The 21,466-nt window shown below is 67.6% G+C and carries 19 protein-coding genes; 9 read left to right on the forward strand and 10 right to left on the reverse strand.

What is annotated here, in order from left to right; all coding sequences use genetic code 11:
- The first annotated feature begins 20 nt into the window (after positions 1 to 20).
- The 7 genes from ACAM52_RS32350 (at position 21) to ACAM52_RS32380 (ending at position 8,019) form a co-directional block, all read left to right on the forward strand.
- Positions 21 to 3,014 carry a type VI secretion system Vgr family protein gene (locus tag ACAM52_RS32350; protein WP_369645564.1) on the forward strand — a complete coding sequence of 998 codons (2,994 nt, stop codon included), beginning with the start codon at positions 21 to 23 and terminating at the stop codon, positions 3,012 to 3,014.
- Positions 3,015 to 3,022: 8 nt separating this feature from the next.
- Positions 3,023 to 3,940, forward strand: a complete 918-nt coding sequence (locus ACAM52_RS32355) for a DUF4123 domain-containing protein (RefSeq protein WP_369645565.1) — start codon at positions 3,023 to 3,025, stop codon at positions 3,938 to 3,940.
- Positions 3,937 to 4,407: a DUF3304 domain-containing protein gene (locus tag ACAM52_RS32360; protein ID WP_369645566.1), complete on the forward strand. Its 471-nt coding sequence runs from the start codon at positions 3,937 to 3,939 to the stop codon at positions 4,405 to 4,407. The genes ACAM52_RS32355 and ACAM52_RS32360 overlap by 4 nt, the downstream gene beginning before the upstream one ends.
- Before the next feature lie 43 nt (positions 4,408 to 4,450).
- Entirely contained in the window at positions 4,451 to 4,933 is a 483-nt protein-coding gene (locus ACAM52_RS32365; RefSeq protein WP_369645567.1) for a DUF3304 domain-containing protein, read from the forward strand.
- A 68-nt stretch (positions 4,934 to 5,001) separates the two neighbouring features.
- Positions 5,002 to 5,490 (forward strand): DUF3304 domain-containing protein, encoded by a 489-nt coding sequence (locus ACAM52_RS32370; RefSeq protein ID WP_369645568.1) that lies wholly within the window; start codon positions 5,002 to 5,004, stop codon positions 5,488 to 5,490.
- 44 nt (positions 5,491 to 5,534) lie between these two features.
- Positions 5,535 to 7,643 carry a DUF2235 domain-containing protein gene (locus ACAM52_RS32375; RefSeq protein ID WP_369645569.1) on the forward strand — a complete coding sequence of 703 codons (2,109 nt, stop codon included), beginning with the start codon at positions 5,535 to 5,537 and terminating at the stop codon, positions 7,641 to 7,643.
- A gap of 88 nt (positions 7,644 to 7,731) precedes the next feature.
- Positions 7,732 to 8,019: a hypothetical protein gene (locus ACAM52_RS32380; RefSeq protein ID WP_369645570.1), complete on the forward strand. Its 288-nt coding sequence runs from the start codon at positions 7,732 to 7,734 to the stop codon at positions 8,017 to 8,019.
- Positions 8,020 to 8,032: 13 nt separating this feature from the next.
- Here the strand turns inward: ACAM52_RS32380 and ACAM52_RS32385 are convergent, their stop codons facing one another.
- From ACAM52_RS32385 to ACAM52_RS32410, 6 genes are read right to left on the reverse strand one after another with little or no spacing between them, the layout of a single operon-like run.
- Entirely contained in the window at positions 8,033 to 9,766 is a 1,734-nt protein-coding gene (locus tag ACAM52_RS32385) for a biotin carboxylase N-terminal domain-containing protein (protein ID WP_369645571.1), read from the reverse strand.
- Positions 9,767 to 9,787: 21 nt separating this feature from the next.
- Positions 9,788 to 11,374: a 5-oxoprolinase/urea amidolyase family protein gene (locus ACAM52_RS32390; protein WP_369647811.1), complete on the reverse strand. Its 1,587-nt coding sequence runs from the start codon at positions 11,372 to 11,374 to the stop codon at positions 9,788 to 9,790.
- A gap of 8 nt (positions 11,375 to 11,382) precedes the next feature.
- On the reverse strand, positions 11,383 to 12,153 hold the full coding sequence (locus ACAM52_RS32395) for a LamB/YcsF family protein (protein WP_369645572.1): 771 nt from the start codon (positions 12,151 to 12,153) through the stop codon (positions 11,383 to 11,385).
- 35 nt (positions 12,154 to 12,188) lie between these two features.
- Complete coding sequence (gene pcp / locus ACAM52_RS32400) at positions 12,189 to 12,866, reverse strand: pyroglutamyl-peptidase I (protein ID WP_369645573.1); 678 nt, start codon at positions 12,864 to 12,866, stop codon at positions 12,189 to 12,191.
- Between the two features lie 10 nt (positions 12,867 to 12,876).
- Positions 12,877 to 13,833 (reverse strand): DUF979 domain-containing protein, encoded by a 957-nt coding sequence (locus tag ACAM52_RS32405; protein WP_095747223.1) that lies wholly within the window; start codon positions 13,831 to 13,833, stop codon positions 12,877 to 12,879.
- Between the two features lie 5 nt (positions 13,834 to 13,838).
- Positions 13,839 to 14,579, reverse strand: coding sequence for a DUF969 domain-containing protein (locus ACAM52_RS32410; protein ID WP_062477421.1), 741 nt, complete (start codon positions 14,577 to 14,579; stop codon positions 13,839 to 13,841).
- A gap of 284 nt (positions 14,580 to 14,863) precedes the next feature.
- On the opposite strand from ACAM52_RS32410, the gene ACAM52_RS32415 reads away from it, so the two are divergent.
- Both ACAM52_RS32415 and ACAM52_RS32420 read left to right on the forward strand, forming a co-directional pair.
- Positions 14,864 to 15,559 carry a GntR family transcriptional regulator gene (locus ACAM52_RS32415; RefSeq protein WP_260685246.1) on the forward strand — a complete coding sequence of 232 codons (696 nt, stop codon included), beginning with the start codon at positions 14,864 to 14,866 and terminating at the stop codon, positions 15,557 to 15,559.
- An 87-nt stretch (positions 15,560 to 15,646) separates the two neighbouring features.
- A complete protein-coding gene (locus ACAM52_RS32420; RefSeq protein ID WP_369645574.1) occupies positions 15,647 to 16,276 on the forward strand; it encodes a LysE family translocator in 630 nt (209 codons plus the stop codon).
- Between the two features lie 19 nt (positions 16,277 to 16,295).
- On the opposite strand, the gene ACAM52_RS32425 is transcribed toward ACAM52_RS32420, so the two are convergent.
- From ACAM52_RS32425 to ACAM52_RS32440, 4 genes are read right to left on the reverse strand one after another with little or no spacing between them, the layout of a single operon-like run.
- Entirely contained in the window at positions 16,296 to 17,714 is a 1,419-nt protein-coding gene (locus ACAM52_RS32425) for an L-serine ammonia-lyase (protein ID WP_369645575.1), read from the reverse strand.
- Entirely contained in the window at positions 17,711 to 18,691 is a 981-nt protein-coding gene (locus ACAM52_RS32430) for an ABC transporter substrate-binding protein (protein WP_369645576.1), read from the reverse strand. The genes ACAM52_RS32425 and ACAM52_RS32430 overlap by 4 nt, the downstream gene beginning before the upstream one ends.
- Before the next feature lie 32 nt (positions 18,692 to 18,723).
- On the reverse strand, positions 18,724 to 20,370 hold the full coding sequence (locus tag ACAM52_RS32435) for an iron ABC transporter permease (protein WP_062477436.1): 1,647 nt from the start codon (positions 20,368 to 20,370) through the stop codon (positions 18,724 to 18,726).
- A 15-nt stretch (positions 20,371 to 20,385) separates the two neighbouring features.
- Positions 20,386 to 21,456, reverse strand: a complete 1,071-nt coding sequence (locus tag ACAM52_RS32440) for an ABC transporter ATP-binding protein (RefSeq protein ID WP_062477439.1) — start codon at positions 21,454 to 21,456, stop codon at positions 20,386 to 20,388.
- Positions 21,457 to 21,466 lie beyond the last annotated feature (10 nt).

The following is a 21,466-nucleotide window of genomic DNA, read 5'->3' on the forward strand; positions in this document are numbered from 1 at the left end:
CGAACCTGAGCGAATTCCCGATGCCTTCCGCTGACCGCAGCGCCCTGTGGGCCGAGCTGAGCCAGACGGCGCGGCTGTATCGCCTCGAAGCGCCGAGTGCTTCATCGTCCTCCAACAGCGCCGCGCGCGAGAGCATCGAAGCCTTGCGCGTGGAAGGCTGGGTGCAGCGCGAGGCGGTGTCGCAGCTGTTCGAGCTGCGCATCGTGTGCCTGAGCTTGCGCGCGGACCTGGCGCTGTCATCGCTGATCGACCAACCGCTGACGCTGGTCACCGTGCTGGCTGACGGCTCCATGGGCCGACGCACCGGCCTGATCCGCGCCGTCGAATCGCTGGGCGCCGACGGCGGCCTGGCCCGCTACCGCCTCACGCTCGTGCCCTGGCTCTGGCTGGCCACCCAGCAGGGGCGCAGCCAGGTCTTCCAGCAACGCAGCGTGGCAGACATCATCGAGCGCGTGCTCGCGCCGTACGCCGAAGCCGGCAGCTGGGCCTTCTCTTCCGACGTGAACAGCTTCCTTGCCGACGCCCCCGTTCGCACCTACTGCACCCAGTACCGAGAGAGCGACTACGACTTCTTCTCGCGCCTGCTGGCCGAAGAAGGCCTGGCCTGGCGCATCGAGGAAGACGCCCAGGCCCCGACAGGCCACAAGCTCATCATCTTCTCGTCGAACGACACCCAGCCCGCCGATGCAGGCTCGCCCGTTCGCTTTCACCGCAAGAGCTCGCAGGAGCGCAGCGACGCCGTGCAGGCGCTGGTGCGGCGCATGCGCCAATCGGTGGCCCAGGTGCATTTGAGCGCCTGGAACGTCGACGGCAAGCGCCAGCTCACAGGCAGCGCCCCGGCGCGCTTTCCCGTGGGCGGCAAGAACGCCCCGCGCCTGGAGTACGACGACGTGCTCGGCATGAACGACCGCAGCCGCGGCTGGGACACCAACCGCATCGTCGAGCGCTACGCGGCCCTGATGATGGAAGCGGCCGAATGCCGCGCCGACCTGATGCTGGGCCACAGCACCGTGCGCACCTTGCGCGCGGGCACGCGCCTCGAGATCGACGACGCGCCTGCACTCGGGCTGCAGGCCAGGCCCGCACTGCTGCTGGACACCGTCGAACACGTGGGCATCAACAACCTGCCCAAGGACACGGCGGCGTCGATTGCGGCGCAGCTGGGCGCATTGACGGAACACCTCGTGTTCGACCAGCCGTGTGCTCCCGTCACGGCCGAAGCCGATGTGTTCGGGCTGGTGTCTGCCGCAACGGGCACGAACAACGACAACAGCATCCACCCGCAGCCCCAGAGCCTGGCCACCGCGCAAGCCCAGGGCTACGCCAACAGCTTCTCCGGCGTGCACGCCCCACGCCCCTGGCGCCCCGCACTGGCCGCGGCCGACGGTGCCCGCCTGCACGCCAGGCCCACGGCCAGCGGCGTGCACAGCGCCATCGTGGTCGGCCCTTCGGGCGAGACCACGCCCAACGGCGCCGACGAGCTGTACTGCAACGACCGTGGCGACGTGCGCGTGCGCTTCCACTGGCAGAACGGAACTGGCGAGAACGGCGACAGCGCCCAGGACAACCGCAGCACCCGCTGGATTCGCGTGGCCCAGCGCCAGGCGGGCCCCGGCATGGGCTGGCAGTGGCTGCCGCGCATCGGGCAGGAAGTGCTGGTCAAGTTCGTCGACCTGGATGTGGACCAGCCCGTCATCGTCGGCGCGCTGTACAACGGCCGCGGCGACGGCGGCATCGCCCCCACGCCCGGCGGCGCATCGCGTGCCGGTGAGAACAGCGAACAGGGCAGCAACGACAACAACGTCTTCGCCCAGGCCAGCAACGCCTCGCCCAGCGCTCAGGCCAACCTGGCAGCCGGCCATGCCCCGCCCTGGCACGGCGCCAGCGCCGACGACAAGGGCCACCGCAACGCGGCCGCCCTGAGCGGCTTCAAGACCAAGGAGTTCGGCGGCGAGGGCTTCAGCCAATTGGTGTTCGACGATTCGAACCAGCAGCTGCGCGTGCAGCTGCATGCGAGCACCGCCCACAGCCAACTGAACCTGGGCCACCTCATCCACCAGGCCGACAACTTCCGAGGCAGCTTTCGAGGCCAGGGCCTGGAGCTGCGCACCGACGGCTATGCCGCCCTGCGCGGCGGCAAGGGCGTCTTGCTGAGCACCTACCACGGCGCAGGCGGCCAGAAGCTCGAACCGGTGGGCGACTTCGCCGCCGGCATGGCGCTGCTCAAGCAGGTGCAGCAACTGGGCCAGGCCCTGAGCGATGCGGCCAAGACCCACGAGACCGTGCAGCTGGCCGGGCACATCGGTGCCAACAAGGCCAACGAATCGCAGCTCGACAAGGAACGCGCCCCGTACGCCGCGATGGAGCGCACCGCCAGCGGCATGGTCACTGCCGATGCGCTCGATGCCGCCTACGCGGATGCAGCAGACAAGGCCATCGCCACCGGTGAAGGTAAGGTGCCGCACACGAGCGACGCCGTGATCGCGCTGGCCGCACGCGGCGGGCTGGCGATGGTGGCGGGCCAGCAGATGCAGGTCGTCAGCGGCGAGACCGCCACGCTGGCCAGCGGCGGCGACATCAACCTGGCGCTGGCCGACGTGCTGCGCGTGCACAGCGGCCAGGCCATCGGCGTGTTGGCCGGGGCGCAGAAGGCCGATGCGGACACGGGCCTGTCGGTCATCGCGGGCAACGACGACCTGGACTTCCAGGCGCAGCACGACGAGTTGCGCGTGCAAGCCAAGGACGCCCTGAAGATCGCCAGCACCGACCAGACGGTGGAGTTCGCGGCCAAGAAGAAGATCCGCGTCGCGACCGCGCAGGGCGCGTCGATCACGCTGCAGAATGGGGACATCACGTTCGAGTGCCCGGGGAAGATCACTTATCACGCGGTGCAGCGGAAGTTGGCCGGGCCGACAAGCTCGCCGTATGGGTTGCCGCTGTTCCCGCAGAGCATCTGCATCGAGTGCATGCTGAAGGCGGCACAAAGCGGAGCCCCCTTCTCCGCCTTGCAGTGAGCGTGGCGTTGGAATTCGCGACCGATCCGATCGACCCCCTCCACCTTGCCCATGCCGTGCAAGCGATGGTCGACGCCCAACCGTCATCCGTCGGCCTCTGGTTGCTGGTCGATGCGGCCTTGCTCGACCCGGCGCGCCTCGCATCGGTGCTGCGCCGCAACGAGTGGTCGCACGTCAATGCGCTGGCCAACACACCGTTGGAGGCCTATGGCGCAAGGGGACCGCAGCTGCTGGAGCTGCCACTGGACGACGAGGTGCGCACCGAGGGCTTGCGGCGCCTCGCCACGATCGACCCGGCGGCGCCCGCATTCAGCTGGATCGCCTCCAGCCACGCCGCTGCGGATTTGCAGGCCTGCTTCGGCTACCTGGCCCAGGCGCGGCACGACGGCCTGAAGCTGCATTGCCGCATGGGCGATGTGCGCGTGCTTCCGACGCTGCTTGCCACGCTGGCCGAGCCACAGACACGGCGCGTGGCCCAAGCCATTGCGCAGTGGCAGTGGTTCGATCGCAGTGGTGCCTCGGTCGACAACTGGTTGGCTGCTGCCGAGGCAGAGGGGACTTCCGATGCCGGCGATCATCTCGAACTCGACGCAACGCAATTCGCAGCGCTTCTGGATGCCTCGGAAGCCGACGGCATCTTTGCGCAGTTGCTCGAGACGGTGTCGCAACTGGTCCCGCAGACCGGCCGGGCAGCGTTTCATCAGCGGCTCCAGCGCGCGCTCGAGGTCGCCACCCGCCTGCATGTGGCAGGCAACCCCGACCGGCTGCAGTTCGTGGTGCTCTCGCTGACCTGCGGCGATGACTTCCATCAGCATCCCGATCTGTCGGACACATGGAAGGCCGTCGCACAAGGCTCCAGCCTGTCGGGCCTGATGAAGGGCTGGAGCGACGAACTGTGGAAGGCGTTGGAGGGCAAGGCGTCATGACGCGTCTTGCTCTCCTGGTGCTTTGCGCGGTGGCGCTGGTGGCTTGCAGCAGCAAGAGGCCTGCGGCTGAAAGCTACAGCGCCAGTATCAGCCCGTACAACCATACGGCGGACCATATCGAGCCGTATGTCGACGGGATGTTTGGCGGCCATTCGAGCGCGTATGGCGGTGGCGGCAGCTTCGTGTGCTGCATCTCCTATCCCGCCGTATGGCGCCCTGGCTTGAGCGCCAAGGTGCGTTGGGCCACCTCCAGCGGCATTCCAGGCGATAGACGACCGGAAGCGTATGTCCAGCATTGGCACGAGAAGGTCGTGCACATCGAGGAATACACCGTGCCGGGCGGAATGCTCAACATCCACTTTCTCCCTGAAGGCGAAGTTCGGTTGATCATTTCCAGCAAAGGGGCGGGTGCCAAGAACTACCCTGGCCCCGCCTATCCGGTGAAGCCGCCGGATTGGAAATGGTGAGCCGAGGCGAACAACCTATGCGCGCATTGAAAGGCCATACGCCATGAAACGCACGGCGATCCTGACGCTTTGCGCATTGGCGGTACTGTCGCTGGCCGCTTGCAGCAGCAAGAAGCCGGCGGCTGAAAGCTACAGCGCCAACCTCAGCGCCTACAACCACACAGAGGACTACATCCATCAGTTCTATGTGGACGGAGCCGGTGGTGGAAATTCGAGTCCCTACGGAGGCGGTGGCAGCTTCGTGTGCTGCATCTCCTATCCGGCTCAATGGCGCCCTGGGCTCAGCGCAACGGTGGAATGGACGACCTCGAGCGGAATTCCGGGCGACAGGCGGCCCGAGGCCATCAAGCCCACTTGGCACAAGAGAGTTGTCCCGATCGATCGGTATGACGTCCCAGGCAGCACGCTCAACGTGCATTTCCTTTCCGAGGGCGATGTGCGATTGGTCATCTCCAGCAAGGGCTCCGGTGCCAAGGGCTACCCCGGCCCCGACTACCCGATGAAGCCACCGAGCTGGAAGAGGTGAGTCAAGGCGAACAAGAATTTTCGGAAACCCGACGAACAACACGTGAACGCATTGAAAGGCCACACGCCATGAAACGCCCAACGATCCTGACGCTTTGTGCACTGGCACTGCTGACGCTGCCACTGGTGGCTTGCAGCAGCAAGAAGCCGGCCGCCGAAAGCTACAGCGCCAACATCAGCGCCTACAACCACACGGAGGACTACATCCACCAGTTTTACGTGGATGGGGCCGGCGGCGGCAACTCGCGTCCGTATGGCGGCGGGGGCAGCTTTGTGTGCTGCGTCTCCTTTCCGGCGAATTGGCGCGCCGGTCTCAACGCAACAGTGAAGTGGACGACCTCCAGCGGAATCCCGGGCGATACGCGACCTGATGCGATCAAGCCTCGCTGGCACGAAAAAATCGTGCCCATCGAAAAGTACGACGAGCCCGGTGGTCTCTTGAACGTGCACTTCCTGCCGAACAACGAGGTGCGGTTGATCATTTCCAACAAGAGAGCCGGCGCCAAGGACTATCCCGGGCCGGCCTACCCAGTGAAGCCTGCAGACTGGAAGTGGTGAACCGAGGCGACCAAGGGATATCTTGAGAGATCTGGGAGCAACACATGGATGAATTTTCTGAAGGCTGGTACGAAATCAGCTTCGACGCCAGCACCTATGACAAGCGCTGCCTCTACTTCAAGACCGCAGAACTCTGTACGGCCGAGTGCATCCTCAAGGAGTCGGGGCTGCAGATACTGGTGTGGTCGGAGGAACCGGGTCGGGCCATCGCGTGGAAACCGGAGTATCGGCTGCTACAAAATGCGCCCGCAGGCGACTGGTGGGACAAAGACCCGGGCGGCACGAACTACCAGCCCGCATTGCCTGGCGACCACTCCCGCGCAGACCGGACTCTGACCGCACGCGAGCTGTGCCAACGCGCCGCCAGCGCCGATCCGAGCAAGGCCGATGCCCTGAGTTGCGCCAAAGAGATTCACGTGGGCCTTTTTTTCGACGGCACCAACAACAACCTGGTTCGCGATGTGCCGGATCAAAGCCACACGAATGTGGTCAGCCTCTTCAACGCGCACAAGGACGACAAGGTCGAGAATTTCCGCTTCTACATACCCGGCGTCGGCACACACTTCCCCGAGATTGGCGAAGTCAAGGAATTGGACGCCGGCAAGCGCTTCGGCACCGGTGGCGAGGCGCGCATCCATTGGGCGTTGATACAGGTCTACAACGCCTTGCACATGGCCTATCACGATGTTCTGTTGATCCGGCCCGAGGAGGCGAAGACACTTTGTGTCGATCAATTGAAGACCAGCTGGCGCTTGGGCGACGACAAGATGGTCAGCATCTTCAAGGGCATTCAGGAGCGCCTGCTCAAAGCCATCAAGGACCAGCGGCCGCGCGTGACCAAGATGCATCTGTCGGTCTTCGGTTTTTCGCGCGGCGCGGCCGAAGCGCGCACCTTTTGCCAATGGATGCAGAAAGTCGCCGAAAACATGACGGTCGGCGAGGCGACGCTGGAGCTTCATTTCCTGGGCATCTTCGACACCGTGGCGTCCGTCGGGCTGGCCGATTCGGCGCCGATCTTCCAAGGCTTTCAGGACTGGGCCGATGACACCATGGACATCCATGGCGTCAACCAGACGGTTCACTACGTGGCAGCGCATGAAATACGCCAGTCGTTTCCGCTGTCCACGGCGCGCATCAGGGCCAAGAACTACCCGCCGAACACCAAGGAGTTCGTCTATCCCGGGGCACATTCCGATCTGGGTGGCGGCTATCCACCGAAATCCCAAGGCAAGGGCATCGAGGGACGAACCGCATTGCTCTCGCAGATCCCCTTGATGGACATGTATTTCGAGGCCTTGGCGGCGGGCGTGCGATTGGACAGCAAGTCCGAGATGCAAGGGGAAATACAAGCCGATTTCGCAGTCGCGCCCACCCTCGACAAGGCCTTCAGCAGCTACGCCGCCTGGACCACGGAAGAGGAAAAACAGAATGTCGCCAACGGCGGCGAGCCCGTGCAGAACCGCATGCGCTATCACATGGAACTGTATTGGCGCTGGCGCGCCTCCAAGAGCGACGAGGCCACCTTCAAGGCCATGGCGAGCTATGAAGCCTCCAACAAGCAGGACCGACAGGATCTCTGGGAGTCGGAACTCGACTGGCGTACGGACGTGCAAGCCGCTCAGGTGGCCAACCAGCCCAGGCGGGTGTTCGTTCCCAGAGCGGGCTACGTCGAGCAGCAGTCGCGTGCCGATGAGGTGCAAAGGCGCCTTCTGCGCGCCGTGGCTGCCGCCAAGGACGTCCCGCAAAGCGCCAACGACTTCTTCGACAAGTATGTCCATGACTCGCACGGCGGGTTCTGGATGCTCGGCCCCATCACGAAGGAAAACCGCGAGGACTTCGTAGCCGCCATCAAGCAGAAGAAGGCCACGCACGACCGGTTGTTGAAGGAATCGGAGGCGCAAGGCAACCCGGGCCGTGCAGGAAACATCCGCAATCAGGCTCGTGCCTATGAACTCAACAATTTCGAACGCCGCGTCATCGCGACGGATGCGAAAGAACCGGGAACACTGCCGCTGATGACAGATGCAGATGCGCAAGATCTGCGAGACAACGCGGGCACGACGGCGAAGATTGCATTGAAAATCCTGGGCACCGCCAGCCGCCGCGAGCCGCACGGCCATGGTCGCTACCGGCGCGTGTTCGACAAGAGTTGAAGAAGCTCGCTGCAGGCTCAGTCATCGCCCCGCAGAACCAGCAGCAACCAACTGCCAGGCCATCGCCGTTCAGTGACGCTGGATCAAGATGAACTTGATCGCCCTCGTCCTGGTGGTTGGCACCCTGCCATCGCTGGTGTGCACGCTCTTCCTGATCGGCCATCGCGTGCGTCCACATCCGTCGTGGGCGCCTCACTTGAAGAAAGCCTGGCTGTTCGTGCTCGTGCTGGCTGGCACCGCGTTGCTCTACCTCGGTGCGCGCTACGTACTTGTCGACGCACGCGATACAGGCGCACGTCTCGAGACCTACATGGCCGCCGTGACCTTCGCACCCTGCATCGTTTCAGGACTCGTCGCCCTGTTCCTCAAGCCTTGACGACCGCCCTCACTCACCCGATGCGCGCGATCGCCGTCCCAGCTGCCACGTAGCCCCCCGCAGCCGCAGCGAACACGATGCGCCCAGCGCGGTGCGCAACCACCTGCATCTCCATCTTCATCGCCTCTATCACCGCGATGACCGCACCTTCAGCGACCTCGTCGCCGTCCGCGACTTTCCAGCCTTGCAGCGTGCCCGACACCGGCGCAGCCACAGCAGCGGCATCGGCCGCCGGTGCGTTCGCCACAACGCCAGGCGCAGCAGCACCACCACCCGCCGACGCCAACCCGCGCAGCAACTCCGCCGGCAGCCCCAGCGGCATGCGCCGCCCGTCGATCTCGATGGCCGTGCGGTGCAGCGACGCATCCGGCAGCGGATCAGGTCGCATGCCCGCCGCTTCGTCGTTCGCAAAGTCGGTTTCGATCCAGCGCGTGTGGACCTTGAAGGCGTCTTCCGACACGAAGTCGGGGTGCGCCATCACGGTGCGGTGAAACGGCAGCACCGTGGCCAGGCCTTCGATGCGGAATTCCTTGAGCGCGCGACGCGCGCGTGCGATGGCCTGGGCGCGCGTGGCGCCGGTGACGATGAGCTTGGCCATCAGCGAATCGAAGGTGCCGGGCACCTGCGAACCGGCGTCCACGCCGGTGTCCACGCGCACGCCCGGGCCCGAGGGGGCGTCGAACACGTGGACAGGGCCGGGCGTCGGCAGGAAGCCGCGGCCCACGTCTTCGGCGTTGATGCGGAATTCGAAGGAGTGGCCGCGCGGTGCGGGCGTTTCCTTGACGGACAGCGGCAGGCCTTCGGCGATGCGCAGCTGCTCGATGACGAGGTCGATGCCGGTGGTCTCCTCGGTCACGGGGTGCTCGACCTGCAGGCGCGTGTTGACCTCGAGGAAGGAAATCGCGCCGCTCGCGCTCAGCATGAACTCGACGGTGCCGGCGCCGGTGTAGCCGGCGGCCGCGCAGATGTCGCGCGCGGACTGGTGGATGCGCTCGCGCTGTGCGTCGCTCAGGAAGGGCGCAGGCGCTTCTTCGACCAGCTTCTGGTTGCGCCGCTGCAGCGAGCAGTCGCGCGTGCCGAGCACGACGACGTTGCCGTGCGTGTCGGCGATGACCTGGGCCTCGACGTGGCGCGGGCGGTCGAGGAACTGCTCGACGTAGCACTCGCCGCGGCCGAAGGCGGTGATGGCTTCGCGCACGGCCGATTCGTAGAGGCCTTCGACCTCGTCGAGCCGCCACGCGACCTTGATGCCGCGCCCGCCGCCGCCGAAGGCCGCCTTGATGGCGATCGGCAGGCCGTGCTGTTCGGCAAAGGCAAGCACCTCGCCCGCGTTGCTGACCGGGTCGGCCGTGCCCGCGACGAGCGGTGCGCCGACCTTCAATGCGAGCTTGCGGGCCTGCACCTTGTCGCCGAGCGTGGCGATGGCCGAAGGCGAGGGGCCGATCCATGTGAGGCCGGCGTCGATCACGGCCTGCGCGAAGGCCGCGCTTTCCGAGAGGAAACCGTAGCCGGGGTGCACGGCGTCGGCGCCGCTGCGCTTGGCGATGGCCAGCAGCTTGGGAATGTTCAGGTAGGTGTCGGCCGGGCGGTGGCCGTCCAGGCCGTAGGCCTCGCCGGCGCGGCGCACGTGCAGCGCATTGAGGTCGGGATCGGCGTAGACGGCGACCGACTGCACGCCGTGGTCGGCGCAGGCGCGCGCGATGCGCACGGCGATTTCGCCGCGGTTGGCGATCAGGACTTTTTTCATCGCAGGACTCTCGATCTCAAATCAAAGTTCGATGGCGCCGTGGCCGGCCATCGGTTGGAAGCGGACGCGGGCGTTCACGGGGATCTGCCCCGCACGGTCCAGGTGGTGGGTGGCGACCGACGCGATCACGGGGTAGCCGCCGGTGAGCGGGTGGTCGGCCAGGAACAGCACGGGCTGGCCGCTGGGCGGCACCTGGATCGAACCGCGCGCCGTGCCCTCGCTGGGCAACTCCGCGGTGTTCGCACGCACGAGCGGCTCTTCGCCGTTCAGGCGGATGCCGACGCGGTTCGATTGCGGCGTCACCACCCACGGCTGGCTGCACAGGCGCTCGACGGCGTCGGTGGTGAACCAGTCGGTGCGCGGGCCGAGCACGATGTCGAGAACGACCTCTTCCTGCACGGTGGGCAGGTCGATGGGCGGCACTTCGGTGGCGCCGACGACGGCGCCGGTGGCGACGGCGCGCACCGGCAGCACGTCGCCCACCGCCACGGCGGGCGGGCCGATGCGGGCCAGCGTGTCGGTCGCGCAGCTGCCGAGCACGGGCGCCACGGCAAAGCCGCCGCGCACGGCCAGGTAGCTGCGGATGCCGGCGACGGGCTCGCCGACAGTGACGGTGTCGCCATCGGCCAGCGCGACGGGCTGGTAGCGCGGCAGCGGCCATTGCGCGCCGTCGGCGCGGGTCAGCGTGAGCGGGCCGTCGGCGCCGGTGACGGCCATCACTGCGTTGCCGCGGCAGACGAACTGGAAGCCGCCGTAGGCCAGTTCGAGGCAGGCCACGTCCGACGCATTGCCGACCAATCGATTGGCCGCCTGCAGCGAGCGCTGGTCCATCGCACCGGAGGCGGACACGCCCTGCCGCGCCTGGCCATGGCGACCGCCGTCCTGCCACAGCGCTTGCAAACCAGCGGCGCGAACTTCGAACGCGCTGCCGCCTTCGACGGTTGCGGGTGTGGGTGCCGCGACAACTTGCGCGATCACCGGCAGTGCAACCTTCAACTCCGTGGCATCGACAAAGCGCACCGCATCGCCGGGCTGCAGCAGCGCCGGCGTTTCGCGCGACAGGTCCCACATGGGTGTGTCGGTCACGCCGATGATCTGCCAGCCGCCGGGGCTGGCCTGCGGGTACACGCCGCTGAAGCTGCCCGCGAGCCCGACCGCGCCGGCCGGGATGCGGGTGCGCGGCACGGCGCGGCGCGGCACGTTCAGGCTGGGGTGGCCGCCGCTCAGGTAGGCGAAGCCGGGCGCGAAGCCGGTGAAGGCAACGGTGTAGTCGCTGCCGGTGTGGCGGCGCACCAGCTCGTCGGGCGTGATGCCGAGCAGGCCGGCCACTTCGGCGATGTCTTCGCCGTCGTAGCGCACGGGAATCTCGATGCGCTTGTCGATGCGCGTCTCGCGGGCGTCGAGCTTTCGCTGGCGCACGGCGTGTGCCAGTGCGGCGGCCGACAGCACGGCGGGGCGGAAGGTGATGAGGATGGTGCGCGCGGCGGGCACCAGCTCGTCGATGCCGGCGAGGGGCTCGGCGCGCAGCGAAGCCAGCAGCGCGAGCGTCTGCGCCAGGTCGTCGAGCTCGACCAGCACGGCATTGAGGTTGACGCGAAGAAAGCGCATCGAGGTCGTCATGCGGTCGCTGCCTCGGCAAAGGGGCGGATCGTCACGCCGGCCTGCACGAGCCGCTCGCGCACGCGACGCGCCATCTCGACCGCGCCAGGACTGTCGCCGTGCACGCAGATCGAATCGGCGCGGATGCGCACCACGCTGCCGTCGATGGCGGTGACGGTGCCTTCGTTGGCCAGCCGCAGCATGCGCTCGGCCACGTCGTTCGCATCGTGCAGCACGGCGCCGGGTTCGCGGCGCGACACCAGCGTGCCCTGCGGTGTGTAGGCGCGGTCGGCAAAGGCCTCGGCCACCACGCGCAGGCCCTGGGCCTCGGCCCAGCCGACAAGCGGCGAGCCTGCGAGCGCGACGAGCACGAGGCTGGCGTCGATCTCGCGCAGGGCGGCGATCACATCGCGCGCCTGGCGCTCGTCGTGCGCGATGGTGTTGTACAGCGCGCCGTGCGGCTTCACGTAGCGCACCTCGGTGCCGGCCGCGGCGGCCAGGCCCTTCAGGGCGCCGATCTGGTAGATCACGTCGGCGCGCAGGTCGGCGCTGTCGACGTCCATGTTGCGGCGGCCGAAGCCGACGAGGTCGCGGTAGGCCACGTGGGCGCCCACGGCCACGCCGCGTTCCTTCGCCTGGCGCAGCGTGCGCAGGATGCCCGCGGGGTCGCCGGCGTGGAAGCCGCAGGCCACGTTGGCGCTGCTGACGATGTCGAGCATGGCGGCGTCGTCGCCCATGCGCCAGACGCCGAGGCTTTCGCCGAGGTCACTGTTCAAGTCGATGTTCATCGGGGGTCTCCGGCGTGCACGGCACGCCTCAGGAATCAATGCAGCCGGCCGGCGGTCTCGCGCACGTCGTTGCGCACGGTGAGCGCGGTGCGGATCGCCACGCGGAAGGCCTCCACCTGCGCGGCCAGCGCCATGCTCGCCACGCCGGGTTTCGAGGCGGCCTGCTCGGGCAGGTAGGGCACGTGGACGAAGCCGCCGCGCGTGTGCGCCAGCGCCGGGCGCGTCGCGAGCCGGTGCATGAGCGCGTAGAAGATGTGGTTGCACACGAAGGTGCCGGCGCTGTTGGACACGGCCGCGGGCAGGCCTGCCGCGCGCATGTCGCGCACCATGGCCTTGATCGGCAGCGTCGAGAAGTAGGCCGCCGGGCCGTCCCTGACCACGGGCAGGTCGATGGGCTGCTGGCCGGCGTTGTCGGGAATGCGCGCGTCGTCGATGTTCAGCGCGGCGCGCTCCATCGAGATCTCGGTGCGCCCGCCCGCCGCGCCGATGCACAGCACCAGCTGCAGTGGCGAGCCGATCAATGCGGCGTCGAGCGTGTCGATGGCGCGGCCGAACACGCAGGGCAGCTGCACCGCCTGCACCACGGCGCCTTCGCAGGTCCAGCCGTCGAGCGCGCGGGCGATCTCCCACGCGGGGTTGACCGGGTCGTTCTCGAAGGGCTCGAAGCCCGCGAGCAGCACGCGGCGTGCCTTGGCATCGGTGGCGGTGGTCATGCGCGGTGCCTCAGCGGAACATCAGGAAGTACAGCAGGAAGATGTTGACCACCAGCAGCGCGGCCGCGGTCGGTATCTGCACCTTGATCACCGCGTTCTTGTCGGGCAGCTCCAGCAGGGCCGCGGGCACGATGTTGAAGTTGGCCGCCATCGGCGTCATGAGCGTGCCGCAGTAGCCCGAGAACATGCCGATGGCCGCCATCACGGCCGGGTCGCCGTGGTACACGCCCACCAGCACCGGCACGCCGACGCCGCCCGTCATCACCGGGAAGGCCGCGAAGCCGTTGCCCATGATGATGGTGAAGAGGGCCATGCCCAGCACGTACACGGCCACGGCCACGAAGCGGATGTCCATGTTGATGTAGCTGGTGGTGATGTGCGCCACCGCCTTGCCCACGCCGGCGTCGGAGAACACCAGGCCCAGCATGCCGAGCATCTGCGGCAGCACCACGGCCCAGCCGAGCGCGTCGGTCAGGCGGCGCGACTCGCGCATGCCCTGCACGGGCGTCTCGCGCGTCAGCCAGCAGGCCAGCGCCAACGCCACCACGCAGCCGATGCCCAGGCTCACCAGCGTGGTGTTCTTGGGGTCGAGCAGCAGCGTGCCGCCGAGCTTGATGTGGCTCATGCCCACGGTGCCGATCACGGTGACCAGCGGAATCGCCAGCGCCGGAATGAACAGCTTGTTGCCCAGGCGCGTGGCGCTGGCCTGGTACTGCTCGGGCGTGGGCTCACGGTGCTTGCCCGCGCCGACGCCGCGCAGGCCGGCAATGACGGCCATGCCGATCGCGCCGACGCCCACGAGCGCCGGCGGCAGCTTGTCGCCGACCAGGAAGACCAGCGCATAGATGCCCCAGAAGAGCGCGCTGGTGTAGCGCTTGGGGTGCTGGCGGTCGGCCAGCGTCATCACGGCCGTGACGGCGAGGATGAAGCCGACCAGGAGGTACAGGTGCTGGATCGAGAGGATCATGATGCTCAGCGTCCTTCCTTGGCGGGCACGGCGGTGGCGGGCACGTCGGCTTCTGCAGCGCCGCCCAACTCACGGGCCAGTGCCTGGTCGAGCCGGCGCAGGCGCCAGGCGTGGATGATGAAAGCGGCAATGGCCGTGGGAATGCCCCACATCGCGATGTGCAGCGGCTCCACGTCGATGCCCGCTTCGTGCAGGAAGGTGGTCATGAGCACGATGGCGCCGAAGGCCACGAAGATGTCTTCGCCGAAGAACAGGCCCACGTTGTCGGTGGCCGCGGCGTAGGCGCGCAGCTTGTGGCGGATGCGGTCGGGCAGCTTGCCGTAGCGCGTCTCGGTGGCGCCTTCGGCCATCGGCGCGAGCAGCGGACGCACCATCTGCGGATGGCCGCCCAGGCTGGTCAGGCCCATGGCCGCCGTGAGTTCGCGCGCCGCCAGGTAGACGATCAGCAGGCGCCCGGCGGTGGCCGACTTGATGCGGCTGATCCAGTTCTGCGCGTGCTGGCGCAGGCCGTGGCGCTCCAGCAGGCCGATCACCGCCAGCGGCAGAAGAATGATCAGCGGCAGGTTGCGCGTCTTGATGAAGCCGGTGCCGATGGCCGTGAGGATCGCCATCGGGCCGAAGCCGGCGGCGAACGCCGTGACGATGGCCGTGACGATCACGACCAGCATCGGATTGAAGCGCAGGATGAACCCCGCAATGATCACGGCCACGCCGATCAGCGGCCACAGGGGGACTTCAGGTGTCATGGTTGGTCTTTCGTTGCAATGCAAAACACCGGCGCAAGGGCCCCGGTGCGGTCGATTGATGCAAACCTCATGCCAATGAATGAGCAATTCATTTCGTGTGAATCACTCATTTCAAACAAGTTGTTGAACAATTTCATGTAGTGTGCCCAACAACAGTGCCTGAATACCTCCATGAAAACCCTGAAACGGGCGCGTTTCGGTGCACCGGCGCGGCGTGGCACGGGGGCTGTCTGTTACAACGCAGGCTCGCTGCGCCCCTCTCTTTTCCCCTCCGACCGACCGGCATGACCCGACTGGATTCCCCCGCTTCCCCCACCTCGCCGGCCGCCGGCGCGCTCACGCTCAACGACCGCGTGGCCGAGCTGATCCGCCAGAAGATCGTGAAGGGCGAGTTCTCGCCGGGGCAGCGGCTGTCGGAGGCCGCGCTGGCCGACAGCCTGGAGATTTCGCGCAACACCCTGCGCGAGGTGTTCCGCACGCTGACCAAGGAAGGCCTGCTCAAGCACGCGCCGAACCGCGGCGTGTTCGTGGCGGTGCCGAGCATCGCGTCGATCATCGACATCTACCGCGTGCGCCGGCTCATCGAGTGCCAGGCGCTGGCGCAGGCCTACCCGCGTCACCCCGCCAAGAAGCACATGCGCGAGGCGGTCGAGATGGCGCTGAAATGCCGCGACGCCGGCGACTGGCTGGGCGTGGGCACGGCCAACATGGAGTTCCACAAGGGCATCGTCGAGCTGGCCGACAGCGAGCGGCTGAACGTGCTGTTCGCCCACATCCTGGTCGAGCTGCGGCTGGCCTTCGGGCTGCTGAAAGACCCGGAGTTCCTGCACGCGCCCTACGTGGACATGAACACGAAGCTGCTCGAGCTCATCGAGGCCGGCAAGTTCGCCGAGGGCTCGGCGGCGCTGAACGACTACCTGATCCACTCCGAGCGCATCGTGCTCGCCGTCTACGCGCGGCAGATGACGGACGTGGAATAGCTCGCCCCCGGCTTCGCATCGGTGCACCTGCGCGGGGCGAGGTGCTGAAATAATGACCACCCCGCCACACCCGCCGCCGGATGCGCCATGACCCTGTCCGCCTACCTGCTGTTCCTGCCCGCCTGCTTCGCCATCAACATGGCGTTCGGCCCCAACAACCTGCTGTCGGTCACCAATGGCGCGAAGCACGGCGTGTCGCCGGCGGTCATCGCGGCGAGCGGCCGGCTCGTGGCCTTCGCGGTCATGATCGCCATCGCGGGCCTGGGCATGGGCGCGGTGCTGGTGGCGTCGGAGCTGGCCTTCGACGTCATCAAGTACATCGGTGCCGCGTACCTCGTGTGGATCGGCGTCCGGCTGCTGCGCGCGCCGGCGCCGACTGCGCAAGTGCAGGCGCACGAAGCAGCCCCGCCGTCGATGCGCGCGCTGGTGCGCCAGGAGTTCACCGTGGCGGCTGGCAACCCGAAAGCGATCCTCGTGTTCACCGCCTTCTTCCCGCAGTTCGTGGTGCCCGGCGCGTACGCGTCGAGCTACGTGCTGCTGGGCGTGACCTTCCTGGTGTTCGAGTTGGTCGCGATCGCGCTCTATGCACTGCTCGGCGCGCGCATGCGCCGCCTGGCCGATGGCAGTCGCGCGATGCGCTGGTTCAACCGCGTGAGCGGCAGCATGATGGTCGGCTTCGGGCTGATCCTCGCGCTCACGCGCCGGCCTGCAGGTTGAATGGCCGACCGCGCGGCGGTCAGCACTCGACGATGTTCACGGCGAGGCCGCCGCGCGAGGTTTCCTTGTACTTGGTCTTCATGTCCGCGCCGGTCTGCATCATGGTCTGGATGACCTTGTCCAGCGACACGAAGTGCGAGCCGTCGCCGCGCAGGGCCATGCGGGCCGCGTTGATGGCCTTCACCGCGCCCATCGCGTTGCGCTCGATGCACGGGATCTGAACCAGCCCGCTGACCGGGTCGCAGGTCATGCCCAGGTTGTGTTCCATGCCGATCTCGGCGGCGTTCTCGACCTGGCCCGGCGTGCCGCCCATCACCGCGGCGAGCGCGCCCGCCGCCATCGAGCAGGCCACGCCGACCTCGCCCTGGCAGCCGACCTCGGCGCCCGAGAACGAGCCGTTCTTCTTGTAGAGGATGCCGATGGCGGCCGCGGTGAGCAGGAACTCGACCACGGCCTCGTCGCCCGCACCGGGAAAGAAGCGCTGGTGGTAGTGCAGCACCGCCGGGATCACGCCCGCCGCGCCGTTGGTGGGCGCGGTGACCACGCGCCCGCCGGCCGCGTTCTCCTCGTTGACGGCCATGGCGTACAGGTTGACCCAGTCCATCGCCGCGAGCGGGTCGGGCGCGGCCTGCGCGGTGCCGCTGCCCTGCAGCTGCCCGAACAGGTCGGCCGCGCGCCGGCGCACCTGCATGCGCCCGGGCAAGGTGCCGGTGCTCGCGCAGCCGCGGCGCACGGCGCCGGCCATGGCGTCCCACACCTGCAGCAATTCCGAGCGCACCTCGGCCTGCGGTCGCCATTGCGTTTCGTTGGCCATCATCAGCGCGGCGATCGACAGGCCCTGCGCCCGGCATTGCGCCAACAGCTCCGCGCCGGTGTCGAAGGCAAAGGGCAGCGCGGCCGGCGCCGGGCGCTGCACGCCGGCTTCGTTGCGCACGCTCTCGCCCTGCGCATCGACGACGAAGCCGCCGCCGACCGAGAAGTAGTCCGCCTCAGCCAAGGTCTGGCCCTGCGCGTCGAGCGCGATGAAGCGCAGGCCGTTCGGGTGCCGAGGCAGGCTCTTGCGCAGGAAGAGCAGGTGCTCCTTCTCATCGAAGGCCACGGCGTGCGTGCCGAGCAGGTGCAGTCGCCGCTCGCGCCGGATGGCCGCGATGGCAGGCTCGATGGTGTCGGGATCGATCCGGTCCGGCCGGTGGCCTGCGAGCCCGAGCAGCACGGCGCGGTCGGTGCCGTGGCCGCGGCCGGTGGCGCTCAGCGAGCCGTACAGCTGCGTCACCAGCGCGGCCACCTGCGGCAGCAGGCCTTGCGATTGCAGCAGGCAGGCGAACTGCCGCGCCGCGATCATCGGCCCGACCGTGTGCGAGCTCGAGGGGCCGATGCCGATCTTGAACAGATCGAAGGCGCTGACCGGCGTCGAAGGCGCCTTCGCCGTACCCGTCACCGCGCCTTCACCGCCAGGTTCCACAGCGCCACGAGCTGCTCGTACTCCGCCGAGGCTGCTTCCTGGTCGAGCGGGAAGACCTTGATGGCGCTCAGGTCGGGCAGCGAGGTGAGCTTGGACACCGCGATGTCGCTGCGCACCGGACGGCGGAAGTTCTTCACCAACAGCTCCTGCTGCGTCTCCTTGCTCAGCAGGCCGTTGTAGAGCGCGACGGCGGCGTCCATGTTCTTCGCGCCCTTCACGATGAACATGCCTTCGGGCGCCAGGTAGCTGCCCTCGGTGGGATAGACCAGCTTGATCTCCTTCTGGCCGCCCGCCACGTACTCCTGCGCCGCGTACTCGATGGTCAGGCCCACCGGGTACTCGCCGGCGGCCACGCCCTTGTAGGTGCTGCCCGACGACGCGGTGACGACCGCGTTGGCCGCCAGCTTGCCCAGGCCGTCGCGGCCGAACTGCTTGAGCAGGCCATACACCAGCATGTAGGCCGTGGCGCTCTTGCTCGGGTCGGTGATGGCGAACTTGCCCTTCCACTCGGGGCGCATCAGGTCCGACCAGGTCTTGGGCGCGGGCATGCCCTTGAGCTGGCGCTCGTTGACCATCATCACCATGACGTGCACGTTGGTGCCGACCCACAGGTCGTTCGGGCCGCGAAAGGCCGCGGGCACGGCCGCGAGGTCGGGCGACTTGTAGGGCGCCATCTGGTCCTTGTAGGCGCCCAGCGTGCCGAAGCCGCCGCTCCACAGCACGTCGCCGCGCGGGTTCTTGGCCTCGGCCTGGATGCGCTTCATCAGCGTGCCGGTGCCGCCCGTGACCTGCTGCACCGTGAGCCCGGGCGTCTTCTTCTTGACCACGGCCAGCGCGGTCTCGACGGTCTCGGTGTTGTTGGACGAATAGAGCACCACCGTCTGCGCACCCGCGATGCCCGCCGTGAGGGCCAGGGTCGCGAACGCGCATTTCGCCAGGGACTTGAAGGACATGAAAACCTCGCAGGTTGAAGTGAATGGGTGGGTCATTTGCTGGAGAACAGGTTGATGCGGAACACCTTGATCGCCACCACGATGGGCAGCAGGATCACGCTGACCAGCGCCGCGCCGTAGGCCGAGGCCAGGCCCAGGCGCCCGCCGTCGACCTGGCGGAAGATGGCGATCGGCATGGTCTCCAAGCCGCCCGTGTAGACCACGATGGAGGCCGACAGCTCCGAGATCGTCGTCACCCACATCAGGATGGCGGCCGAGATGATCGAGGCCTTCATGGCCGGCAGCAGCACCTTGAAGAAGGTCTTCAGCGGCGACACGCCCAGGCTGATCGAGGCTTCCTCGATGGAGTCCGAGATGTTGAACAGCGTCGACGACGCGTTGCGCACCGCGAAGGGCAGGCGGCGCACCGTGTAGCACAGCACCATGATCCCCGAGGTGCCCGCCAGCACCAGCCAGCCGGTGTTGAAGGTCTGCACCAGCGCAATGCCCAGCACCGTGCCCGAGATGGTCAGCGGCAGCACCACGATGTAGTCCAGCAGCTGCGTGAAGGGGTTGCGCTTCTTGATCGTCAGGTAGCTCACGAGCACCGCGAAGGCCACGCCCACCACGGTGGCCATCGAGGCGAACTTCAGCGAGTTGATGATCGGCTCGGGCGCGCCGCGCAGCGCGCGCTCCAGGCTCGACAGCGACCACTGGCCCCAGCGCATCACGGGCCCGCTGGTCTCGGTGAAGGCGCCCACGAAGACGATGAGCAGCGGCAGCATCGACAGCACGATGATCACGCCCACGCTGAGCGTGTAGAACACCGCCGCGCCCGAGCGCACGCGCACCACGGCGGGCGCGCGGCCCTGCGTCATCGTGTAGATCTTGCGTTCGACCACGCGCTTCTGGAAGAACAGCACGATGGCCACGATGCCGATGGACACCACCGACATCGCGCTTTGCAGCGTGGGGCTGCCGCCCATCTCGCCGACGAAGGCGTTGTACGTCATGACCGACAGCAGCGGCACGCTGCTGCCCAGCACCACCGACAGCGCGAAGTTGCCCACCACCAGCGTGAACACCACCAGCGCATTGACCAGCACCGCGGGCAGGATCACCGGCACCAGCACGCGCAGCTTGGTCACCAGCGGCGAGGTGCCCAGGCTCAGGCCGGCTTCTTCGAGCTGGCCGTCGAAGCCGCGCAGCGCGGCCAGCACGCCCAGGTAGATGTAGGTGTAGTAGACCAGCGTCATGGAGAACACCATGCCGGTCCAGCCGTAGAAGGTCGGCAGCGTGATGCCCGCGCCCGCGAGCAGGTTGGTCACCAGCCCGTTGTTGCCCAGCAGCAGCAGCCACGACTGGCCGACGATGATCTCGGGGATCACGATGGTCATGATCGGCAGCACCGCCACCAGGTTCTTCAGCGGGAAGTCGTAGCGCGCCACCATGTACGCGAAGGGCACGCCCACGGCCACGGTGCAGGCCGTGACCGACACGCCGAGCACCAGCGTGTTGCGGAACGCGAGCAGGTATTCGCTGTCCTGCAGCAAGGTGATGAAGCCGGACAGCGAGAACGCGCCCGACTCGTCGCGCACGCTGTTCACGAACAGCGTGCCCAGCGGATAGAACACGAAGAACAGCAGCAGCACGAGGCTGAGCAGGGTCAGGAAACCCCAGGGCCACCAGTTGATTTTCATGGCGTGCGTGTCCGTTCAGGCAGCGACGACGCGGCTGTCGGCCGGCACCAGCACCTGCACCGCATCGCCGGCCTGGAAGTCGGCCACCATGTTGCCGGCGTGCAGCTCGACGCGGATCTCCGACTGGTCGTGCAGCCGGATGCGGTAGGCGGTCTTGAAGCCCAGGTACTGGCGGCGCAGCACCTCGCCCGCGATGGCGTTGGGCACGTGGGGCGCGGGCGCCATCAGCGACAGCGCCTCGGGGCGCGCGATGAGGATGCCCTGCGCGCCCAGCGCGGCGCCGCCCTGCTTGCCGTCCAGTTGCTGGCCGCACAGCTGGTAGCGCACGTGCGACGCGGCCCCGCCGGCGGACTCGGCCGGCACGGGAATCACGTTGGCCGAGCCGATGAAGTCCGCCACGTAGGCGTTCACCGGCGTGCCGTACAGCTCTTCGGGCGTGCCCAGCTGCGCGATGCTGCCGCGGTCCATGATGGCGATGCGGTCGGACATGGCCAGCGCCTCTTCCTGGTCGTGCGTGACGAACACGGTGGTGATGCCGGCTTCGCGCACCAGATCGAGGATCACGTCGCGCATCTGCAGGCGCATCTTGGCGTCGAGGTTGGACAGCGGCTCGTCCATCAGCAGCACGCGCGGGCGGATCACCAGCGCGCGCGCCAGCGCCACGCGCTGGCGCTGGCCGCCGCTCATCTGCGCGGGGTAGCGGTCGGCCAGTGCGAGCAGGCTCACCTTGTCCAGCGCCTCGTTGACGCGCCGGGCGATCTCGGCCTTGGGCACCTTGCGCGCACGCAGGCCGTAGGCCACGTTGTCGAAGGCCGTCTTGTCGGGGAACAGCGCGTAGTCCTGGAACACCATGCCGATGTCGCGGTGGTGGGTGGACACGCGCGTCACGTCGTCCTTGTCGAAAAGGATGCGGCCGCCGTCGGGCTCGTTGAAGCCCGCGATGCAGCGCAGCAGGGTCGTCTTGCCGCAGCCGCTGGGGCCCAGCAGGGTATAGAAGGCGCCATCGGGCACATGCAGCGACAGGTTCTGCAGCACCGTCTGGTTGGCGAACTGCTTCACGACGTTGTCGATGGTGATGGAAGCCATGTCTCTTGTT

This window comes from Variovorax sp. V118, from assembly GCF_041154445.1.
Taxonomy (GTDB): domain Bacteria; phylum Pseudomonadota; class Gammaproteobacteria; order Burkholderiales; family Burkholderiaceae_C; genus Variovorax; species Variovorax boronicumulans.